The following is a 20,427-nucleotide window of genomic DNA, read 5'->3' as shown; positions in this document are numbered from 1 at the left end:
AGATAAAGATACTAATTCTTGCAGATATAAACAAGAAATAATCAAACTAATATATTGTCAATCAAATAAATGAAATGCTTTTAAGGATAGACTATGTAAGTTACTGTTCGATACCGGTTCAAGCCCTTTTTCTTTGGCGACGACAAAAGAAAGAGCATTGGAAATGTCAAATGCCGTTATCATCGACTCTTTGAGTGGTCCCTTATGGTGGGGAAATGAAATCACCTTTTACGGACTCGAAATAAACAAACCCGTAGAGTTTGGAGGACAAGTTTTTGCAAACGGAATGGTGTATTACGACAAAGAAGGACTTTGGGAGGATAATGTCTTTAATCCTTTACAGGTTTGGGGATTAGCCGGAAATGCTTATTTCTTCGACAGTATCGTGATTATTGATTATAAAAATAGATTATTCCGTGTGAAGTAAGACCGTAGCGTAGGCGGCAACTCCTTCTTCGCGGCCGGTGAAGCCGAGTTTTTCGGTAGTGGTAGCTTTGATGGAGATGTCGGCTTCGCTTACTTGCATTACTTCCGCCAGCTTTTGTTTCATCGCTGGGATGTGAGGGTTTAGTTTGGGGCGTTCGGCGGCTACTGTGGCGTCTATATTGCCCAGTTCGTATCCGGCTTCGCGGATAAGTTTCATAGTATCGCGAAGCAGTATTTTGCTGTCTATGTCTTTGTATTCTCCGGCTGTGTCGGGGAAATGGTAGCCGATGTCGCGCATGTTGGCGGCGCCTAATAAGGCATCGCAGATAACATGGATCAGGACGTCGGCATCGCTGTGTCCCAGCAATCCTACGGTATGCTCAATCTTGATGCCGCCTAACCATAAATCGCGGTTAGCCGCAAACGCATGTACGTCATATCCGAAGCCTACCCGTATCTTCATTCTGATCAGCGGAAAAGGTTCTTAATACCGTCCATGTCGAAGGAAAGAGAGAAGCGCAAAGTCTGATCCAAGGGGTTGCTGGGCACTGTACTGATCAGGTAAGCAGCATCCAACTGGAATACGCTCATGCGAAAACCTGCCCCTACGGAGAAATACTGGCGATTTCCCTTGTTGGGATTCTCATAGTAATACCCTCCGCGAACAAAAAACTGCTCATTGTAGCTGTATTCGGCACCAAGAGAGAAATTGATTTCTTTTAATTCTTCTTTAAAGCCTCCGGGAGCATCATGGAATGATTTAAAAATACCGGTCATGAACGACATACTGTTATAATCTTCCACATCCTTCTCGTACTGTGCTTCTTCCTCTGCGTTGGTAGCTGTGTTCAAGGGATAAGTAGGCACCAGGTATTTGTTGATATCAAAATAGAAGCCCAGGCGATTATAGTCGTCCAGCGGATAAAGCAAACCTGTTCCCAGTCGCAGGTTGGTTGGTATAAACTTATTTGTTACTCCCCCGTCATACGACACCTTTGTACCGATATTGGAGATATTAAACCCAAACGTCCACAAAGCCTCACTATTGCCCAGTATCACATACTTTTCCAAGTAACCGGCTACGTCGGCAGCAAACGCATTATCAGGAGACATCTCTCCAGACTTATCACTCATGTCCGAACGAATATAGCGCAAGGCTACAGCCATTGAGTATGAATCTGATAGCTTGCGACTATAACTCACGTCGAGAGCCATTTCATAAGGATTCATATAGTAGTCTACCACATCGTTATTAGAGGTCATAGGTACCTCACCCAATGTAAAGTAACGAAGAGAGGCTCCGATAGCCTGATTGTCATTACTTCCGATCTTGTAATAACCGGATAGATAAGCCAAAGCCACATCATTTACCAGTTTACGCAACCAGGGAGTATATGACAAACCCACTCCTGCCTGACTATAACTGAATGCATATTTCGCAGGGTTCCAGTACTGAGAAGCAATATCAGGACTGGTAGCTACTCCGTTATCACCCATTGCACCTCCTCTGGCATCGGGAGCAATAGAGAGGGAAGGAACAGCCGTTTGAATCGGAGAAAAATCCTCCTGTTTATTAATCTGAGCATGTAACGTAGTTAAACTCGTTACAAACATGCAAACGATAAAAATATGTATTTTTGCTAATTTCGTCATATTACCCATTCTTTGATAGTGTAACACTTTAAACTGATTTTATCTGTAATTATTGTGCGAGGATTACTAATTTCTTGGCTTTAGTAGCCTCTTTGGAGTTGTCTGTACTGATTGCTGCACGATAGATATACACACCCGGCAACAAGCGGCCGCCGGCACTACTTCTAAGATCCCAGCTTACAATATAGGGGGATCCCCAGTCGGAGGCTCCGGTTTCTTCTCTTTTCCATACCAGACGCCCGTTCATATCAAACACCATTACATTTACTCGCAGGTTAGATTCCGGACGATTATGATAGATATAGAATTGTACACTGCTCCGCGCCGGGACAGGACTGGCAAATATTTCCGACATTACCGGTTTCATACCTTCAACTACCTCGAAAGTAAAGGTATCAACTGTTGAATTATTCAACACATCCCACACTCTGAATTCTGCCGAATACATGCCTGCTTCCAATGCTGGTATCTGGAATCCTACCAAACCCTCACCGTCTGAGTCCGGTATCAGTTTGTAATACGAGTTAAGCGTATGAATAGTTGTGGAGCTGATTAAGCTACTAATCGACAACGTTATATCATGCCCTACACTGCTTCCGCTGATATTAACTCCTGTCTGATCCCAAAGGCGAGCGATAAAGAGAGGGGTAGTATTTACCTTTCCTCCTTCTACAAAAGTAGTATCATTCAAATACAACTGACGTATCTCCGGGCCTTCGGTATCTTCTACTGGATTGTCTGCCGATCCTCCTACTACAAAGTTCTGATAATTCCCTTGCGCCTCAATACCGGAATCATCATCTGCAGCATACAGGTTCAGAATACCGTAATCATTGGAATAAGAGATATCTGTCGGGACAGTGAATGAGAACTCGAATGTTCCGTTCTTTACAACATCATTTCCTATATAGATTTTGTTGGGATAGTCCACATAGGTAAATGCCTCGTCCTGATTGGCATTCTGCAATGTTTTGATCGTTTGTTTACTGTCCAGGATAGTTATATCCAAACTACCGGAAAAATCAGACGCCAGATTACCATTCAGATCGGTTATTTCTCCGGTGATGGTTACTTTTGCCTCTGCTTTCAGCGAATCGGGTTGCTGTCCTACCGGATTCCCGTTTACAGTCTTCACATTTATGTGATATTCAGGATAAGCCAGCTTCATGGCCGGATCACCTATCAGGATAAAATTCAGCTTATTGGAGTTACTATAGGCCTTTGTTTTTCGCATAATATCTCCTAATGTAAGCCTGCTATTATCGCTATTCCTTTCAAACAAGGCATTAAGCAACTTTTGGTTCAGTTCAAAATTGTCGTTGGAATAAACAACACGGGTAGTGGTAAACAGGGCAATACCTCCACTCTTCTTCAAGAAAACATCTTCGCCGGCAGAGGTAGAAACATCATCAAAACGCGTAAAATCACAGGTTGCCGTTATCCAAAGCGGTAGATACGGATAGGTAAAGCCTGCGATATCCGTTTGATTCAAAACATCTTCGTCACTCCATGAACGGGTATTACCATGACCTGTGTAATTAATCATCAGTAAGCCGTCTTTTAATTGTTGCTGTATATTAGCCCTTACCGTCGGATAATTCGTATTCTTTTTATAGGCATCAAAGAATATCTTATTCACCAGAAATTCAGGATGATTACTTCTAACCATATCTGCCAACTTATTGGCTTGATCCATGTGATCATTTGTGAAAGTATCAGCTGCATTTCCGTCATCTGCTACAAAAGTAAGCTTGTTTTTCCATACACCGGTAACGGCATTGTCCATGTAAGATAATACCTTATCCACTGCTGCTGTGGCTTCTGCTACCGTACGTACAGGAAAACGGCCTATGCCTAACTGTATCGGTCCGTTGATGTATTTAATGTCTTCCAATGCTCCGAAGTAGTCATCGGTAACATACGATCCGCTATTTACTGAATTATCCGATTGATAAGTGAGCAACATATTTGTCCGGGAAATCTGTTTCCAGTCAGCCGTCACCCCTCGGTTATCATAGGCCCCGTCTCCAAAAAGAAGCAGATATTTGGGCTTGTCGACTTCCGAAGTATTCCGATCGTAGAACATCTTCATAAAACGGCGATAAGCCGTTGCGTCAGGCACACCACTTGAAAACTCATTATATATCTGTTGGGGGCTTACGACTAATACCGACAAACTATCTTTTTTTGTCCGATGACGCTCTGCCAGACGCTCTGCCTGCGTACGAAATGCATCCGGAGCAATGATTACCATATCAATCTGTTGATGCGCATGCAGGTTCTGATGCGGGATATCTCCCTCTTCTCTTGTCCAGCCTGTAAGGGGCTGATTTGCCTGTACGGCTACAAATTCACGCAATGTATCACTTGCCGGGATAGTAAATGTCAATTCGGATCCATTTAATTGTGCATCCATCAACCTGGGATTTTCTCCATCCGTGATATCAAAGACAAGGGTATTGGCATTGGCGTTTTGCAGAATAAAACGAGAAACATTCCCTCTTGTACTGAGACTACGGAAGAAGGTATACTCTCCATATTGCTTTAATTCGCGTTTCACATGCAAACGGATATAATCCAGATGGACATTTTCATCTCCTGATTTGTTATAGGAAACTACAAACTTAGGCTTCTCTGTTTTACTCCCATTCCAGGCTAAACTACCGGAAACTACTCTTGCTTTTGTGTATGTATCATTAACTGAAGTACCTACATGAGGAATGGATAGACTCATCAGATTATTCCCGTCTACACTTAAGCTTACCAATCCGGAAGTAGATTTCGGGCGGGCGATAAACCGCATGGTTACCTCTGCTTCATCATCTGTAATACCCGGAATGTTCGAGATAGGAGATGTAGCTGCTATTGTTCTGGAGCCTCCTGCTTCAAATGATTCTCCAAATAGTTCACGTCCTGATTTGTTGACAGATTTAAGGTCTTCTTCGTGTACCCTGTAATCATCAAAAACAGTAATCCCTAAAGCGGCTTCTCCTGATACGGAAGCGACTTTTTCCATCTCTTTCGGAGCAATACTGTCTGTCAGGAAATAAGCGCCATACAAGGCGTATGGGTTGTTCGTATGAACAAATGCTTTTACTCCGTAGCTATCATCATACTCCCATTTAACGGGTCCTTTACCGTAGAAAAGCAGGTAGTCGGAACCTTTGTATACTGCAACAGCCGGCAGATCGTCTATATATGGATACTTGGAGTTTGAGCTGAAATCTTCATCCAGCGGCCAGCCTCCATAGCCATGTACAGATACCTTTGAAGGATCAGAGAAACCCATCTTCTTCAGGTCGTCATACGTGATTTTATAAATACCTGTTTCTCCTACCTGTATCTTTACCCATTTACCACCCGAAAGGACAGACTGGGAAGCATACCGGCTACCATCTGCTTTTATGGAAGTAAGGAAACAAAGGCTTATCAGTAAAGCAATTATTATACGCATGCTAAATCATTTTACATAAAAATCCAATAGCTTTCTTTCGCCGATATAGCCTTCCAAATGGTCGTTTATCTGTACGGGGCCTACTCCTTCCGGGGTGCCTGTATAGATAAGATCACCTATTTTCAAGGTAAAAAAGCGGCTTACATAAGCTATTATCTTATCTACCGGGAAAAGCATATTGATTGTGTTACCCTCCTGTACCTTTTGTCCGTTAATATCCAGATGAAAAGAAAGATGATTCACATCTCCTGCTTCCTGAAGCGGAATAAAAGTACCTGTTACAGCCGAGTTGTCAAAGGCTTTACTTATCTCCCACGGCAGGCCTTGTTTACGGAGGCGGCTTTGTAAGTCACGAGCCGTAAAGTCAATTCCTACAGTTACTTCGCTGTAATACCGGTGAGCAAAACGCTCTGCAATATTTTTCCCTAACCGGTCTATCCTAACTACAATCTCCGTTTCGTAATGTATCTCCGATGAAAAATCAGGAATGAAAAAAGGTTTCCCGTCTTTTAGCAGAGACGAGTCGGATTTCATAAAAATAGTCGGTTCTGTTAATTCTAACGAATGATGCATCTCTTTATTGTGAGAAGCATAGTTCATTCCTACGGCAATGATCTTCATTTCTTCTTATCTAACATGCTCAGACGGTTAAACATTACTGCCAGATGCGCATACATGGATGTGTTCTGTACTACTACATGGCGGGGTACGCGGATGCGAAAGGGGGTGAAATTCCAAAGGGCTTTGATACCTTCTGTAATGATAGAATCAGTTACTTGCTGAGCTTGGTCTACCGGTACGGTTATCACTCCTATGGTAGCATTCAACTCTTTCTGCCGGGCAGGGAAATCCTTTAGGTGAAATACAGGTATCCCATTGATCACTTTCCCGGCTAATTCTTCGCGGACATCAAATCCGGCGACAATTTCCAAGCCATATTGCTTGAGTCCGGAGTCTTGTAACAGAGATGCTCCCAAGCTCCCAACTCCAAAGATAACTGCTTTATGCTGAGAAGTAAAACCCAAAAATTCTTCCAATACGGCAATCAAGGTATCAATCTCATATCCTACCCTGGTTTTGCCTGAAATATTTACATAAGACAAATCTTTCGCTACCTGACTTGAGTCTACACTGATTTCCTTGGCTATTTGTGTAGAAGAAACATTCGTCTCCCCTCTCCCTTTCAGGAGTTTTACAAAGGCAAGATACCATGGCAATCTTCTCAGCGTAGGCTCAGGGACATTCCATTGCTGTCTCAGTTTTTCATTAGACATTGTTGTCTGTTTTATTTTATTGTATGCTTATTTTACCCAAACTTTTACAGCAGGCTGATTGTCTATCGCGACAAAAGCAATACCGGATGGAACTGAAAGGCTTACTTCATTCGAGCTTACTATTTGTTTTGTAATTGTTTGTCCATATACATCTGTAACAACAGCCTTTTTACCATTGGCGCCTTTAATGATGATCCTGCCATAATCGGCTGTTACATCAAACAGATTAGCTGCCATCAGCACATCATCCATATTTTCCGGAAAACTGTTTTCAATATTAAAGATATCAGCCTCACTTTTCAGCGCCTGGTCTGCCAATGTTTTTATCAGAACAGGAGTTCCTTTGTCTATCTTTATCCACTCGCCTTCTCCTTCATTGTTACTCCAGGCTTCGATCAGGAAATCACCCTCTACATCATCCTTATTTACAAGGCGAAATGAAAACAAGGCTGACTCAAGGGTTAAACCTGCATCTTGAAGTACCAGGCTGTTATCTTCATAGAGGCTACCGTTTACAAAGGCCAGACGCGAGGTCTCTCCTTCTTGCACGCGTACCAGGAAGCGGGAACTTATATGATCAATCTCTTTCCGTACAGACTTGGTAGACATAATCAGATATTGAGGTTTTGATTCACCTTGCATGTATTTTATTGACATCTCTGTATGTTCACCATCCGAAAGATATTCATTTATCTGATTTACACTGAAAAATCTCAAAGCTTGCCCTTGCGCATTTACCGCTGAAACGGTAAGTAATAAAACACAAACCCAAATAAAAGAACTTAGTTTATTCATGATTCACAATCTTATTATTAATAAACTTATTAACAAACTGATGCAAATATAAAAAAATATCAACCTATTTTTTGTAGGTTTGCGAAATAAAAATAAACGCTTATGAAACGAATATCGAATTTTCTGCTGATTCTCCTCTTCTGCTTGTCTACTTCTGTCTCTGCAAGCGAGCTGAAAGAAAAACTGTCACAGTTAAAGGATATCAGCCAAATAGAGGCTTTAGAATCGGAACATTATGCCGAAAAATATGTAGTACGCATCACACAACCACTGGATCATAAACAACCACAACTCGGATCGTTCACACAACGCGTTGTTGTCAGTCATGTAGGCTTCGATCGCCCTACCGTTATTGTTACAGAAGGGTATGGCGGACGTTACGCTATGAATTCACGCTATCAGGAAGAATTGTCTAAGCTGTTCAACCTTAATGTCGTATTTGTGGAACATCGCTTCTTCCTGGAGTCAACACCCGAACCGCTGAACTGGGATTACCTGACAGCAGAAAACTCGGCTTACGACTTGCACCACGTAACTACAACATTCAAAAATATATACTCGAACAAATGGATCAGTACAGGGATCAGCAAAGGAGGGCAAACAAGTATGATTTATCGTTCTTATTTCCCGGATGATGTGGACTTTTCCGTACCCTATGTTGCCCCCTTGAACCGGGCAGTAGAAGACGATCGCCAGGAAGTTTTTCTGCGCAAAGTAGGCACAAAGAAAGAGCGGAAGCAAATCCAGAAATTTCAGACGGAAATACTTAAACGAAAAGAGCTTATGTTGCCATTACTGGAAGCATTCAGCAAAGAAAAGAATTATACCTACAGCATTCCACTGGCCGAAGTACTGGACTACTGTGTGTTGGAGTATGCTTTTGCTTTCTGGCAATGGGGAGCATCTGTAAGTTCGATACCTGCCTTAGACTCAAATGACAAGATGTTATTCGACCATCTGATGGATATCAGTGGCTCTGATTACTTCTCAGAAACACAGCCTAACGCCTCATTCTTTGTTCAGGCAGCTAAAGAATTAGGCTACTATGGATATGACACTAAGCCCTTCAAAAAGTATCTGACTATTAAAGATGCAAAAGGATATATGGAAAAAATCATGCTTCCGAAGAGCGCTGGAAAGATTACTTTCGATCCTGCCTTATATCACAAAATACACAATTACCTGAGAGATAACGATCCGAAGATGATCTGGATCTACGGAGAAGTAGATCCCTGGAGCGCCACACGCGTCCCCCACTTCAAAGGAAAAGTAAACGAACAAATCTATATCCAGCCAAGAGGTAGCCATCGTGCCCGTATCAGCAACATGCCCAATGATATGAAAGCAAAAATCATGGCTCAGATTGAAGCTTGGCTTCAATAATTGACAATTAGATTTTGCGCTTGTTTAAACAAGCGCAAAATCTAATTGTTTCCGTTCCAGATTGGCATTGGCTACTTTGATGGTGATAGGGTCACCAAGCCTGTATTGATGCTTTCTGCGTCTGCCAATCAGACAATAATTTTTATCGTCGAACTCGTAATAATCATCATGCAGATCCCGGATGGGGACAAGGCCTTCGCATTTATTTTCATTCAGCTCTACGTATAAACCCCACTCCGTAACACCGGATATCACACCGTCGAAAACCATCCCCAGTTTGTCGCTCATAAATTCCACCTGTTTGTATTTGATGGAAGCACGTTCGGCATTGGAAGCGGTCTGTTCCATATTGGAGCTATGATCGCACAACTCTTCATATTTACCTTTAGGAGCACTACGTCCGCCACTCAGATAACGTTCCAATAGGCGATGAACCATCATATCGGGATAGCGTCGGATGGGCGATGTAAAGTGTGTATAGTATTCAAATGCCAGACCATAATGCCCTACATTGTCTATCGAATAACGGGCTTTCTGCATGGCGCGGACAGCTAATGTCTCGATCAAGTTCTCTTCCGGTTTGCCTTTTACTGTGTCAAGAAGGCTATTGATGCTCTTGGAGACATCACTTTTCTTTCCTTCTGTCTTCATTTTGTAACCAAAACGACGAACAAAAGTGGCGAAATTCTCCATCTTTTCCGGATCGGGAAGATCGTGAATACGATATACAAAGGTCTTCTTAGCCTTTACTTTCGGCTCTTTACCTACAAACTCGGCAACTGTTTTATTTGCCAGCAACATAAACTCTTCTATCAGCTTATTCGCCTCTTTTGCTTCTTTGAAATAAACACTCAGAGGTTTACCCATTTCGTCTATCTCAAATTTCACCTCGTAACGGTCGAAGTTGATCGCTCCATTCTTGAAACGCTTGGCACGTAATATCTTTGCCAATTCGTTCAAGGCCAGTATCTCTTCTTTATAATCTCCTTCGCCTGTTTCTATTATTTGCTGAGCTTCTTCATACGTAAAGCGCCTGTCGCTCTTTATAACGGTACGCTTCAAGCGGTAGTTCTTTACTTCCGCATTCGCATCCATCTCAAAGATAGCGGAGAAACAAAGCTTTTCTTCATCAGGACGGAGTGAGCAGATCAAATTGCTCAGGCGTTCCGGAAGCATGGGTATCGTACGGTCTACCAAGTAAACAGACGTAGCCCGGCTTACCGCCTCTTTGTCAATGATACCATCCGGCTTTACATAGTGAGTCACATCGGCGATATGCACCCCTACTTCCCAGTTTCCGTTTGCCAACTTACATACCGACAAGGCATCGTCAAAGTCTTTCGCATCCTTCGGGTCAATCGTAAAGGTAAGTACTTCCCGGAAATCTTCCCGCTTGGCAATTTCCTCTTCCGATATGGTATCGGGTATCTTATCAGCCGCCTTTTCTACAGCCGCCGGATATTTATAAGGCAATCCGAACTCTGCCAGAATTGCGTGCATTTCCGTTGTATTTTGTCCGGCTATACCCAGGATATCAACCACTTCTCCCAATGGGTTTTTGGCTCCTTCCGGCCATTCCATGATACGCACAATCGCCTTATCACCGTTTTTCCCTCCCTTCAGTTTTTCTTTCGGGATAAAGATATCATTGGCCAGGGTTTTATCTTCTGTTATAAGGAAGGCAAAGCCTTTAGCTACCTGCAGTTTACCCACAAAGGTCTGTTCGGAACGTTCCAGTATTTCCACCACTTCGGCTTCCGGTTCGGCACCTTTTCGCTTTGCTAATAGCTGCACCCTTACCTTATCACCTTGCATGGCATGTCCGGAGTTACGCTCGGCAATAAAAACAGGAGCTCCTCCATCTTCTGGAATAAATGAATTCTTACCGTTACTTCTACGGCTAAACGTGCCTACAGCAATGGTTCCCAAGTTGTTCAGGCGATAACGCCCCCTATCTATTTCCGAAATAAAATCATCGGCAGCCAGGTCGTACAAAATGTCTACTACCTGTAGTTTTTGTACCTGTCCTTCTATACCTATGATTTTGCTTATTTGCTTATAATTAAAAAGCTCTTTAGGAGAGGATTGGAATGCCGAAATAATGGCATGAAGCATCGCCTGCTTCTTCATTCTCTTTACACCCTTCCGAGGCTCTTTTTTCTCTTTATGTTCTTTTCTTTTTGATTTATTTTTTGTCATAAATATTCCTATTAGTTAGGCTGTAATGTGTTCTTTAACATCACAAATATAATTAAAAAAGCAGATAGTCATAGCCGTTTGTCTTTTATATAATAACAATCAACTTGATTTTAAGTTCTGTCTATTTTAAAATCCCACAACTGTTGAACATATGTTCTACAATTGTTGAATTCATGTTCTACAGTTGTTGAACACAAGTTCAACAGTTGTGGGACGATATTCGTTTTGTTGGAATGATACCTCCCTGATTAGTTGCATAACTGATGTTTTTTTCGTATTTTTACAACATGAGAAGAGAAAAAAACGCAGGACTTGACTTTGAGATAGATAAACTGACAAATTCTATCGAAAATGTTCATTCTGGAGATAGTTTTCCAACCGAAGTTTCTCTTTTGTCAAAAACAGAACTCAAAAAGCTCACCCAAAAAAACGGTTGGAGATTTGATTGGAAGAATGAGTTTAAATTTCCTGAAAAAGAAGTTTATAAACTTACAATAAGCAACAATCCGAATATTATTCAAGGGGTAGTTAGTTTAGAAGTAAAAGATGATCATGTTTTTATGCATTTGATTGAAAGTGCACCATTTAATATTGGAAAAAGCAAGACCTACCTTGGTGTACCTGGAAATTTAGTTGCATTTGCCTGTAAGTTGTCTTTTCAACGCGGAGGAGAAGGTTATGTATCATTCATATCCAAAACAAAACTTATAGAACATTATGAAAAAAGTTTAGGAGCTGTTCATGTTGGCGGGCGTTTGATGATAATAAATACAGAAAACGCATTAAAATTAACAAACAAATATTTTAAATAACTGATTATGGGATTTATAAGAGAACCTCTTGATGTGGATTTTATAGTAGAATCCCGTCCACTTACTGATAAAGAAAAATCAGCTATTAGCGAATACATTCGTGCTGATAAAGAAAAACGCAGACAAATAGGTTTGCAACGAAAATCAAATCAGAAAAAAATAAAACAGGTTTAGGTTGAGTAAGAGCGATGAGTGATTTTGACGAATATATCAGGCAAGGCGAACCGGAGAAGAAGGAAAAAGGGTACGCCTGGCAAACGGCGATTGGTCTGCAAGATGTTGATGGACTGAAGCCTTCGTCGTATCTTATCGAAACCGCAAAGCAGAATATTGAGGGCTATATTAGTATTGGTGAAGCTAAAGATCGTATTGACAGTTATTACAAGGCAAAACCTGTTAGAGATGAGAATGATAGATCGGAGGAGGCCGATAAAGTATCTGTACAAATAGCCGAAATTTTGTCGGAAAAAACATTTACTTTTTCGCCGGCTGAATACCTAATTATCCACAAACGGCTTTTTGAAGGAATTTATTCATTTGCCGGAAAAATACGCGACTACAATATCAGCAAAGCCGAATGGGTGCTGAACGGAGAAACGGTTTACTACGCAAGTGCCGACAGTATTCGCGCAACACTCAGCTATGATTTTGAAAAGGAAAAACAGTTTAGTTATAAAGGGCTTAGCTTGCCTCAAACGGTTCAACACATAGCTGATTTTGTATCAGATTTGTGGCAAATTCACGCATTTGGCGAAGGTAATACAAGAACTACAGCTGTATTCACAATTAAATATTTGCGAACATTCGGTTTTGACATTAATAATGAGCTGTTTGCCCAACACTCATGGTACTTCCGAAACGCCCTTGTCAGAGCCAATTACAACAATTTCAAGAACAATATTCATGCTACAAACGAATATCTAGAACGCTTTTTTGGCAATCTCCTGCTAAACGAAAATAACGAATTAAAAAACAGAGAGTTATTAGTTAATTCTGGCGCTAAAGATTAAAAGAAGGATGTGCCCTTTTTGAACACATCCTTTTGATTTTGCTTTATTCCGGATCCTGGCTGAAGATGGTATGGATGCGTTTCATGTCGAACTTAGGCTTGCGGTCGTAGTAGTAGATGCCGTTTTGCTCTTGTTCTACATCGGTTAGCTGGGTGTAGCAATAGCCCCAGATATCAGCCGATAGGGATAATACATTGTTTACCTGTCCTTCCAGGCGGGCATAGAATTCTTCCAGCGATCTGGGCGGTTCGCCATATCCCCAGGAGGTGTTCTGTGCGCTTTCCATTTGCTGAGCAGGGTTCCATTTTATACCTCCGAATTCATCTACAATATAAGGCATGTCTTTCTTGTATTCCGGGAAGGTATACTGGTCGGTATATTTCAGTCCGTTAAAGCCTATATTCATGGGTTTAAGCTGGATTTCCCATACGGGTGTTTTAGCCAGCTTTCCGCCATTGTACAGGTTTTGTTTCAGTTTGGCAGGATCTTGCTCATAATCATGGATCGTCCAGATATCTGTTGCGATGTGTGTTCCACCGCTTGCTCCGTGGAAGGGGCGAGTCGGATCAATCATCTTTGTGAGTTTGTACAGGTCTTCCATCATACGGGGATACTGGATGCGATCCGGCCAGAACTGTTCGTTGGCAGGTGTCCATATAAGGATAGAAGGGTGATTCATATCGCGATAGACAATCTCAGACCATTCGGTGATAAAATTGCGGGCTACAACCGGATCGTTACAGTCCATCCCCCAACTGGAAGCCTCTCCCCAGGTGATATAGCCCAGCTTGTCTGCCCAGTAGTGGAAACGTTCTTCAAATACTTTCTGGTGCAAACGGGCTCCATTGAAACCAGCTTCCATAGAGAGTTCAATGTCCCTTTTCAGGGCCTCATCATTGGGAGCTGTCCAGATGCCATCGGGATAGAAGCCCTGGTCTAATACCAGGCGTTGGTAATAAGGTTTGTTGTTCAGGTGTACCTTATTTCCCTCGATATGTACTTTGCGCATGCCTACATAGGCTTTTACTACATCTACTACCTCTCCTTGCTTATTCAATACTTTGTACTCCACATCGTAGAGGAAGGGGCTTTCCGGACTCCAGGTCTTCAGGTTCTTCACCGGAAGTATGACAGTAGCTAATGAACTGGCCGACACAGCCTGTTTGGCTATAACTTTGCCATTATCCAAGAGTGATACTTCCAACTTACCTCCCAGTTCCTGATAGAAACGGGGACGGATCACCAGCTGCTTCTGGTCGATATCAGTCAGCACCTGTACCGAGCGTAAGCCTTCCGGATGAACAGCTTCCATCCACACCGTCTGCCAGATACCGGTAGTACGGGTATAGTTGCAGGCATACGACTCGTATTGCAAGTTTTGCTTTCCGGCCGCTTGCTGAGCACCCCGCACATCACTTTCCGCATATACCACCAGGCTATGCTCCTGCCCCGGCTTTACCAAGGAAGTAACATCTACCGAGAAAGAAGAAGTTCCTCCGAAATGACGGGCTGCGAACACCCCATCGATATAAATTTCGGCTTTGTAATATACCGCTCCGAAGTTCAGCAAAACCTTCTTCCCTGTCCAGCTCTGCGGCACGCTTATTTTCCGCTGATACCAGAAATGCTGGATAAAGTCTTTATAGCCTACTCCTGACAAGTCGCTTTCAGGGCAGAAAGGAACAGTAATTTTGCCGGCAAATCCGGTAGATTTGTAAAACTCCCGTTCCATACCGGAACCACTGAAATCATGTGAATACGTCCACTCCCCATTGAGGTTTACCCAGTCCGTCCGCTCAAATTGCGGACGGGGATATTCTGCTCGTGGTATGGCTAAAAGGGTTAATGTGCAGCATACCAAAGCCAGCATGCCGATCAGTATCTTTCTCATATTGTATTATTTAGATAATTCGTTTATTACTTCCAGGTTGGCCTTTCGTACCTCTGCTTCGTTTATTTTAATCTTCTTACGGTCATAGGTCATCAATCCGTTTACTTCTCCCTCTACATCTGTGGTTTGGGTATATACGGCTGCTGAGAAACCACGCTTTACCATCTCTTTCAGTTCCTTGGCATACTTCACATATTCGGCAGTTACTTCTTCTACGTTTTTAAACTGGATATATCCCCAGTTCCGCTTCTGCCACCAAAGATGCTCTTCCAATGGCAGACCGATACCGCCATACTCGCCCAAAACATTGACACGTTCGGCATCAAACAAGAACATTTTCGGCCCCGGATAGTTGTGTAGGTCAAGGATATCTCCACAAGGACGATGATTCCCTCCACTGGCAGGATTAACCAGACGGGAAGGATCGTAGGTAGCTGTCCATTCCGTTACTTTCTCGGTGTCAAACTGTCCCCAAGCCTCATTAAACGGTACCCAAACGACAACAGATGGGTTAGAGATACACAGATCCATAATCTCTTGCCATTCCTGGTAGTAGTTGGCTATTGATTCAGCCGAACGCTTTTTATCTGTTCCTCCATTATACACATGAGGAGCCCAGTTGTTACCCATGTCTCCGCTCGGCATATCCTGCCAAACCAGTATACCTTCCTTGTCGCAATGGTAGTACCAACGAGCCGGCTCTACCTTTACGTGCTTACGGATCATATTGAAGCCCCAGTCTTTCGTTTTCTTGATATCATAAAGCAAGGCTTCGTCTGTAGGAGCGGTGTACAAACCATCAGGCCACCATCCCTGATCCAGCGGGCCATAGTGGAAAAGGTCTTTGTTATTCAGCTGCATACGCATCAAGCCATTGGCATCACGTTTGGCCGATATCTTGCGGAAAGCTGTATATGATTTTATCTCGTCAACTACCTTACCGGCAGATGATACCGATACTTTCATATCATACAGGTAGGGGTTCTTGGTATCCCACAAGGTTGGATTCTTCACCGACAAGCGAAGCTCTTTTCTCTGTAAACCTTTGGCAGAAGCAACTACCTGTCCTTTATCCAATAACTTCACTTCTACAATGTCTGTTGCACAGCATTGAGCCGTTGAAACCGTTACATTCAGTGAGCCACTATCTACACAAGGGATAGCCTTAATAGCTGTGATATGATTGGGAGCTACCGGTTCCAACCATACCGTCTGCCAGATACCTGTAACAGGCGTATACCAGATGCTTTCCGGGTTCTTCACCTGCTTTCCGCGTGGCTGGAAGCCTTTGTCTGTAGGGTCCCATACACGTACTACCAGTTTATGTTTGGTTTTTCCACTCAGGAAAGGGGTAATGTCAAACGAAAACGGCGTGTATCCTCCCTGGTGCGAGCCAATCAGTATGTCATTAACAAACACATCTGCTTTCCAGTCTACGGCTCCGAAGTTTAGTTTTACATTTTTTCCTTTCCAGGCGGAAGGAACTGTAAACTCACGTTTATACCATAATTCATTGGTTTCGCCTACCTCTTTCATTACTCCGGAAAGGGATGATTCGATGGCAAAGGGAACCAGTATTTTGCCGTCAAAAGCTGATGGCTCCGCTGCTCCGCGTGTGGCGATAGCATAGTCCCATAAGCCGTTAAGGTTTGTCCATTCGCTCCGTTCGATCAAGGGTCGTGGATACTCCGGCAATACATTGTTCGGGTCGATCTTTTCCGCCCAGTCCGTCTTGATTTTATCACCAGCCGGTTTCCATTGTGCCTGTAGGCCTAAAGCCATTACCAAAGCACAGATTAACATTGTTACTTTTCTCATGATACGTTTAATTAATTATTATTGTAAAGTATGTTATTGCTTAAATACAGGTGCTTTCGCATCCAATGAGGGGGCATTACCCTTCACTTGCGGCCAGCCGTCTTTCCACAGAACCTGATCCATCATCAGTACACGTCCTGCCGGGTTTTCTTTATCTATGGCATGGTAGAATATCCAGTCATTGCCTTCGTCGTCCGATACTATTTCTGAGTTGTGCCCCGTACCTACAAAGCGGTTATTTCCTTGTATCAGTACCTCGTGATGATTGTCAAACATTAGTTGGCCCTCTTTGTCCATATAGGGGCCAAACAGCTTTTCCGAACGGCCAACTACCGTTGTATAGGTACTGTTTATTCCTTCGCAGCACGAGCCGATAGAAGCAAACAGATAATAGTATCCATCCCGTTTGTGGATATACACTCCTTCGTAAGCCGTACCTGCTATTTGTCTTTTTTCTGCCCCTTCTTTGACGGAGAGCCCATCGTCAGACAGTTCAATGGCATAAATGCCCCGGAAGCTACCCCAGAAAAGGTATTTCTTGCCTCCGTCTTCTATATAGAACTGATCAATCGAGTTTTGTACCTGTATGGTGTTACTCCTGAACAAGGCTCCTTTATCTATGAAAGGCCCTTCCGGAGTATCAGACACGGCAACGCCTACCCCGCATGTCCACTCGCCTCCCCAGACCGACATAGAGTAATACAACACATACTTGCCGTTGATATAATTGATATCCGGCGCCCACAAGCCTCCCTTAGGCTCAAACGAGGGGCGGGTATTGTCTGTAAAAGCAGTTCCTACAAACTCCCAGTCTATCAAATTAGCCGAACGGTGGATCGGCGTATTCCGGATATCTTCTGTTGCATACAGATAGAAGTAACCGTCTTTTGCCCGTATAATAGTAGGATCGGGAAGGCTATAGTCTATCACCGGATTCCGGTATGTTTTTTGTCGTTTCACTAAAGGAGCTGCTTTTTGCTCAGGTTTCTTTCCGTACGAAAAGGTTTTAGCTCTCATCATCTTGTCTTCCAACATCTTCATGAAATAACCTCCCACTACCGAGCGGGCACGGAAACCGACGGATTCACCGGTTGTTGTTTCGTGCCAATCGCTTAATGGTATCCTCGAAGCTGTCTCATTCACATATTTATACACCGGAGAGATCAGGGTGTAAAAGTCTTGCGGATTATCGGCCAGACAAGCGCTCCACATAATCCAGTCGCTCTTTGTATACGTTTTCCGGCTGTCTAATGGCAGGCCGTATTTTTGTTGCTTGGTTACATAATAGGAGACTTCTTTCATGGCTACATCTTCCGGGAAGATATTCATTCCGAACAGCTTATCCCATATCAGATTGTATTTCTGGCTCCAGGTAGCAGGTTGGTCAAAGGTCAGGCGGAAATGGTCGCCATCATCGGCCATCCTGACCCATTCAGCAGCCATTCTCCGAGCCGCTCCGATATATTTCTGAGCAGTTTCTTTGTTTCCCAGCATATCAGCCAGTTTGCCATATCCGGCAATCCCCATAATGGCTTTAACAGATAGATTGGCATTATGAGCAAAATGCCCGGCAAAGTCGTCTGTGCATAGTTGATTTTCGGGGTCAAGTCCTTCTTTCAACAGATAGTTAGCCCAAGTTGTCAATGAGGCCCAATGCTGTTTGGCATAATCGGCATTTCCTTCTACTAAAGCGAGAGCTGTTGTCAGAATAAGCATATTGCCTGATTCTTCTATCGGCATATCCCCACCATAGGTTTGCCCGTTAGCTATCGGATAGGTTCCCACGTCGTGCGCCGGAAAAGGCTTATTCCACTTTCCGCTTTCGCTGTAATAAAAGATAGGATTCATCATCCCTTTCAGTAGTTCAGGATTATAGATTAAAAACAAAGGAGAGGAGGGATATGTAATGTCTACAGTTCCGATGGATCCGTTGCTGAAATTCTCTTTCGACAGGAATAACAAATTGCCTTCTTTATCTTCTACCAACTTATGAGCGGCTACTGCCTGACGATAGGCCAGGGCACATAGTTCGGCATATTCTTCTCCGCCTACTCTTCGCGCATCCTCCATCATCTGAGTATCAAACTCAGCACAACGCCTCATCACCTTATGATAGTTTTTGTTGGCCGCTTCTAATGCCTGTATGATGTCTACTTCCCCATTCTGTTTCCAATAGGCCGGGCGATTGTCCTGGAAATACTGGATAGAGTAAAGGTCGTCATAGGCAAGCATAACAAAGCCTTCCTTGGGCGAACGGACACTCCCCAGTTCGCGGCAATAGCCCAAAACGGTAGGATTATCCTCTTTATTGTCACTGTCTGTGCTGGCCGAGTGAACAAAACCTTCCTCCACAAAACGCCTTTTAATCCAATGGTATTCTCCGATATTGATGTCTACATCCGCCTTTTTTTCCGAGGCAAGATAGAAGTACCCCCAGTCTATCCGTACGTTATCCCCTTTTTTCTGAAGAATGGGTTGTGCAACGGTTCCAACCTTGGCATAGGTCAGTTTAGAGCCTTCGTCTCCCTGATAAACAGAGGTTTTTACCTCCTGCTCCGGGGTATTGGTAGCCCACTCATGAGATGCTTCAATATATAGTTGCGTATCATGTGGTTTATCATCTATCGACCGGACCCGGTAGGATATGTAATTAACAGGGGTAGACATCAGGTTCAGATCGTCTAAAAGCAAGGGGGAAGTAAATACCAAATCCAACTCTACAGGCCCACAAATGAAGGTATAATATGTCTGAGTAGGAAGCACCTGTACCGATTTCTGAATAGCCAGCGTATGACACGAACTTCCTACCTCCTCCTTTACATAAAGGCCGCAATCGGCATAGCCTCCTCCGGTTTGGTTATGCACATGCATCGCTATCACGTTTTTCCCGGTTTTCAAAGAAGCCTTCACGCGTGAAGGGAGTATCAGCAAAACATTATCGTTCCACGAGTAATCCGTGTTTACAACCTCAATACCATTGATATACAACTCAAAAATGTCGTCATGAGAATACTCCAGAAAGATTCTTTCCCCTGCTAAATCCTGCGATAACTCAAATGTACGGCGTATCCAGATATCCTTGCTTTCCCAAAGGGTGGAAAGATGCTTCATTCCCTCTGTACCAAAAGCAGCTTTTCCTTTTTTCCACGAGGCATCGTTAAAATCATTCTCCATCCAATCAGCTCCCGGTTCTTTTTCGGTATAAACAGCTTCCCATTTTTCCGAAGCGGCTGTCGGAAGAATCGTTTTCAGCGAATAGTCCTCTACTCCCATAAAGCGGTATGAAGTTCCATCTACACGCAAACCACCTAAAAGGGCATGCCGCTGTCCCGTCCAATGCCTCACAACATCCGTATTCAACCTACTCTTAAACGACCAGGCATTTATATAAGGATCCATCATTACCAAAGGGTAGGCCGGAGCACGTAATCTGCTCCTTTCCGCAGGCTCGAAATAATCGACAAAGGTGTTGCAGGCACTAAAAATACCGACAAGCAAGATAAACAATAGAAAGGCTTTTTTCATGTTTCAAAATGGTATTAAGATCATCCCACAAAGAAAGAAAATCAGGGGAAATCCGCCTTTCACTATTCATTCAAAACCTTTCAAAGATCATGCAAAAAAAGATTTTTTTCATTTGGATGAGAACTTTTTCTCAACCGGATGAGAATCTTTTCTCATGCAGGTGAGAATTTTTTCTCATGCCGATGAA

Annotated in this window: 14 protein-coding genes and 1 pseudogene; 5 read left to right on the top strand and 10 right to left on the bottom strand. The window is 43.2% G+C overall.

The genetic code is table 11. The annotated features are described in order from the left end of the window. The first annotated feature begins 133 nt into the window (after nucleotides 1-133). On the top strand, nucleotides 134-427 hold the full coding sequence (locus M2470_RS17595; protein ID WP_280746323.1) for a hypothetical protein: 294 nt from the start codon (nucleotides 134-136) through the stop codon (nucleotides 425-427). On the opposite strand, the gene ispF is transcribed toward M2470_RS17595, so the two are convergent. From ispF to M2470_RS17565, 6 genes are read right to left on the bottom strand one after another with little or no spacing between them, the layout of a single operon-like run. After that, entirely contained in the window at nucleotides 410-889 is a 480-nt protein-coding gene (gene ispF / locus M2470_RS17590; protein WP_280746322.1) for a 2-C-methyl-D-erythritol 2,4-cyclodiphosphate synthase, read from the bottom strand. The genes M2470_RS17595 and ispF overlap by 18 nt on opposite strands. Before the next feature lie 5 nt (nucleotides 890-894). Continuing rightward, entirely contained in the window at nucleotides 895-2,079 is a 1,185-nt protein-coding gene (gene porV / locus M2470_RS17585) for a type IX secretion system outer membrane channel protein PorV (protein WP_280746321.1), read from the bottom strand. Between the two features lie 49 nt (nucleotides 2,080-2,128). Continuing rightward, nucleotides 2,129-5,533 carry a type IX secretion system sortase PorU gene (porU, locus tag M2470_RS17580; RefSeq protein ID WP_280746320.1) on the bottom strand — a complete coding sequence of 1,135 codons (3,405 nt, stop codon included), beginning with the start codon at nucleotides 5,531-5,533 and terminating at the stop codon, nucleotides 2,129-2,131. 6 nt (nucleotides 5,534-5,539) lie between these two features. Beyond that, the gene (locus tag M2470_RS17575; protein ID WP_280746319.1) at nucleotides 5,540-6,154 is read right to left on the bottom strand and encodes a fumarylacetoacetate hydrolase family protein; all 615 of its coding nucleotides are present in this window, start codon (nucleotides 6,152-6,154) and stop codon (nucleotides 5,540-5,542) included. Next, the gene (locus tag M2470_RS17570) at nucleotides 6,151-6,807 is read right to left on the bottom strand and encodes a redox-sensing transcriptional repressor Rex (protein WP_280746318.1); all 657 of its coding nucleotides are present in this window, start codon (nucleotides 6,805-6,807) and stop codon (nucleotides 6,151-6,153) included. The genes M2470_RS17575 and M2470_RS17570 overlap by 4 nt, the downstream gene beginning before the upstream one ends. A gap of 27 nt (nucleotides 6,808-6,834) precedes the next feature. Continuing rightward, nucleotides 6,835-7,602: a DUF6383 domain-containing protein gene (locus M2470_RS17565; protein ID WP_280746317.1), complete on the bottom strand. Its 768-nt coding sequence runs from the start codon at nucleotides 7,600-7,602 to the stop codon at nucleotides 6,835-6,837. 102 nt (nucleotides 7,603-7,704) lie between these two features. On the opposite strand from M2470_RS17565, the gene M2470_RS17560 reads away from it, so the two are divergent. Next, nucleotides 7,705-8,985, top strand: coding sequence for a S28 family serine protease (locus M2470_RS17560; RefSeq protein WP_280746316.1), 1,281 nt, complete (start codon nucleotides 7,705-7,707; stop codon nucleotides 8,983-8,985). A 24-nt stretch (nucleotides 8,986-9,009) separates the two neighbouring features. Here M2470_RS17560 and rnr read toward each other — a convergent pair whose 3' ends face one another. Then, nucleotides 9,010-11,184 (bottom strand): ribonuclease R, encoded by a 2,175-nt coding sequence (rnr, locus tag M2470_RS17555; RefSeq protein ID WP_280746315.1) that lies wholly within the window; start codon nucleotides 11,182-11,184, stop codon nucleotides 9,010-9,012. A 287-nt stretch (nucleotides 11,185-11,471) separates the two neighbouring features. Here rnr and M2470_RS17550 point away from each other — a divergent pair, with 287 nt between their 5' ends. The 3 genes and pseudogenes from M2470_RS17550 to M2470_RS17540 form a co-directional block, all read left to right on the top strand. After that, on the top strand, nucleotides 11,472-11,996 hold the full coding sequence (locus tag M2470_RS17550) for a hypothetical protein (RefSeq protein ID WP_280746314.1): 525 nt from the start codon (nucleotides 11,472-11,474) through the stop codon (nucleotides 11,994-11,996). A 6-nt stretch (nucleotides 11,997-12,002) separates the two neighbouring features. Beyond that, nucleotides 12,003-12,170 (top strand): hypothetical protein, encoded by a 168-nt coding sequence (locus M2470_RS17545; RefSeq protein WP_280746313.1) that lies wholly within the window; start codon nucleotides 12,003-12,005, stop codon nucleotides 12,168-12,170. A 14-nt stretch (nucleotides 12,171-12,184) separates the two neighbouring features. Further along, a pseudogene (locus tag M2470_RS17540) lies at nucleotides 12,185-12,988 on the top strand (Fic family protein); the annotation flags it as partial. Nucleotides 12,989-13,049: 61 nt separating this feature from the next. On the opposite strand, the gene M2470_RS17535 reads toward M2470_RS17540, so the two are convergent. Genes M2470_RS17535 through M2470_RS17520 form a run of 3 tightly spaced genes read right to left on the bottom strand, consistent with a single transcriptional unit; the run spans nucleotide 13,050 to nucleotide 20,240 of the window. Next, entirely contained in the window at nucleotides 13,050-14,897 is a 1,848-nt protein-coding gene (locus tag M2470_RS17535; protein WP_280746312.1) for a glycoside hydrolase family 2 TIM barrel-domain containing protein, read from the bottom strand. A 6-nt stretch (nucleotides 14,898-14,903) separates the two neighbouring features. Further along, nucleotides 14,904-16,715, bottom strand: coding sequence for a sugar-binding domain-containing protein (locus M2470_RS17530; protein ID WP_280746311.1), 1,812 nt, complete (start codon nucleotides 16,713-16,715; stop codon nucleotides 14,904-14,906). Nucleotides 16,716-16,748: 33 nt separating this feature from the next. Beyond that, nucleotides 16,749-20,240, bottom strand: a complete 3,492-nt coding sequence (locus M2470_RS17520; protein ID WP_348524230.1) for a family 43 glycosylhydrolase — start codon at nucleotides 20,238-20,240, stop codon at nucleotides 16,749-16,751. Nucleotides 20,241-20,427 lie beyond the last annotated feature (187 nt).

It is taken from the genome of Parabacteroides sp. PH5-46 (assembly GCF_029892785.1).
GTDB lineage: Bacteria > Bacteroidota > Bacteroidia > Bacteroidales > Tannerellaceae > DFXE01.
This window is presented reverse-complemented; position numbering and strand designations above follow the sequence as displayed.

Bases quoted from the DNA above. Each gene is read 5' to 3' on its own strand.
- M2470_RS17535 (WP_280746312.1), bottom strand. From the start codon at position 14,897: ATGAGAAAGATACTGATCGGCATGCTGGCTTTGGTATGCTGCACATTA.
- M2470_RS17520 (WP_348524230.1), bottom strand. From the start codon at position 20,240: ATGAAAAAAGCCTTTCTATTGTTTATCTTGCTTGTCGGTATTTTTAGT.
- M2470_RS17565 (WP_280746317.1), bottom strand. From the start codon at position 7,602: ATGAATAAACTAAGTTCTTTTATTTGGGTTTGTGTTTTATTACTTACC.
- M2470_RS17550 (WP_280746314.1), top strand. From the start codon at position 11,472: ATGAGAAGAGAAAAAAACGCAGGACTTGACTTTGAGATAGATAAACTG.
- M2470_RS17530 (WP_280746311.1), bottom strand. From the start codon at position 16,715: ATGAGAAAAGTAACAATGTTAATCTGTGCTTTGGTAATGGCTTTAGGC.
- porV (WP_280746321.1), bottom strand. From the start codon at position 2,079: ATGACGAAATTAGCAAAAATACATATTTTTATCGTTTGCATGTTTGTA.
- porU (WP_280746320.1), bottom strand. From the start codon at position 5,533: ATGCGTATAATAATTGCTTTACTGATAAGCCTTTGTTTCCTTACTTCC.
- M2470_RS17545 (WP_280746313.1), top strand. From the start codon at position 12,003: ATGGGATTTATAAGAGAACCTCTTGATGTGGATTTTATAGTAGAATCC.
- ispF (WP_280746322.1), bottom strand. From the start codon at position 889: ATGAAGATACGGGTAGGCTTCGGATATGACGTACATGCGTTTGCGGCT.
- M2470_RS17575 (WP_280746319.1), bottom strand. From the start codon at position 6,154: ATGAAGATCATTGCCGTAGGAATGAACTATGCTTCTCACAATAAAGAG.
- M2470_RS17560 (WP_280746316.1), top strand. From the start codon at position 7,705: ATGAAACGAATATCGAATTTTCTGCTGATTCTCCTCTTCTGCTTGTCT.
- M2470_RS17570 (WP_280746318.1), bottom strand. From the start codon at position 6,807: ATGTCTAATGAAAAACTGAGACAGCAATGGAATGTCCCTGAGCCTACG.
- rnr (WP_280746315.1), bottom strand. From the start codon at position 11,184: ATGACAAAAAATAAATCAAAAAGAAAAGAACATAAAGAGAAAAAAGAG.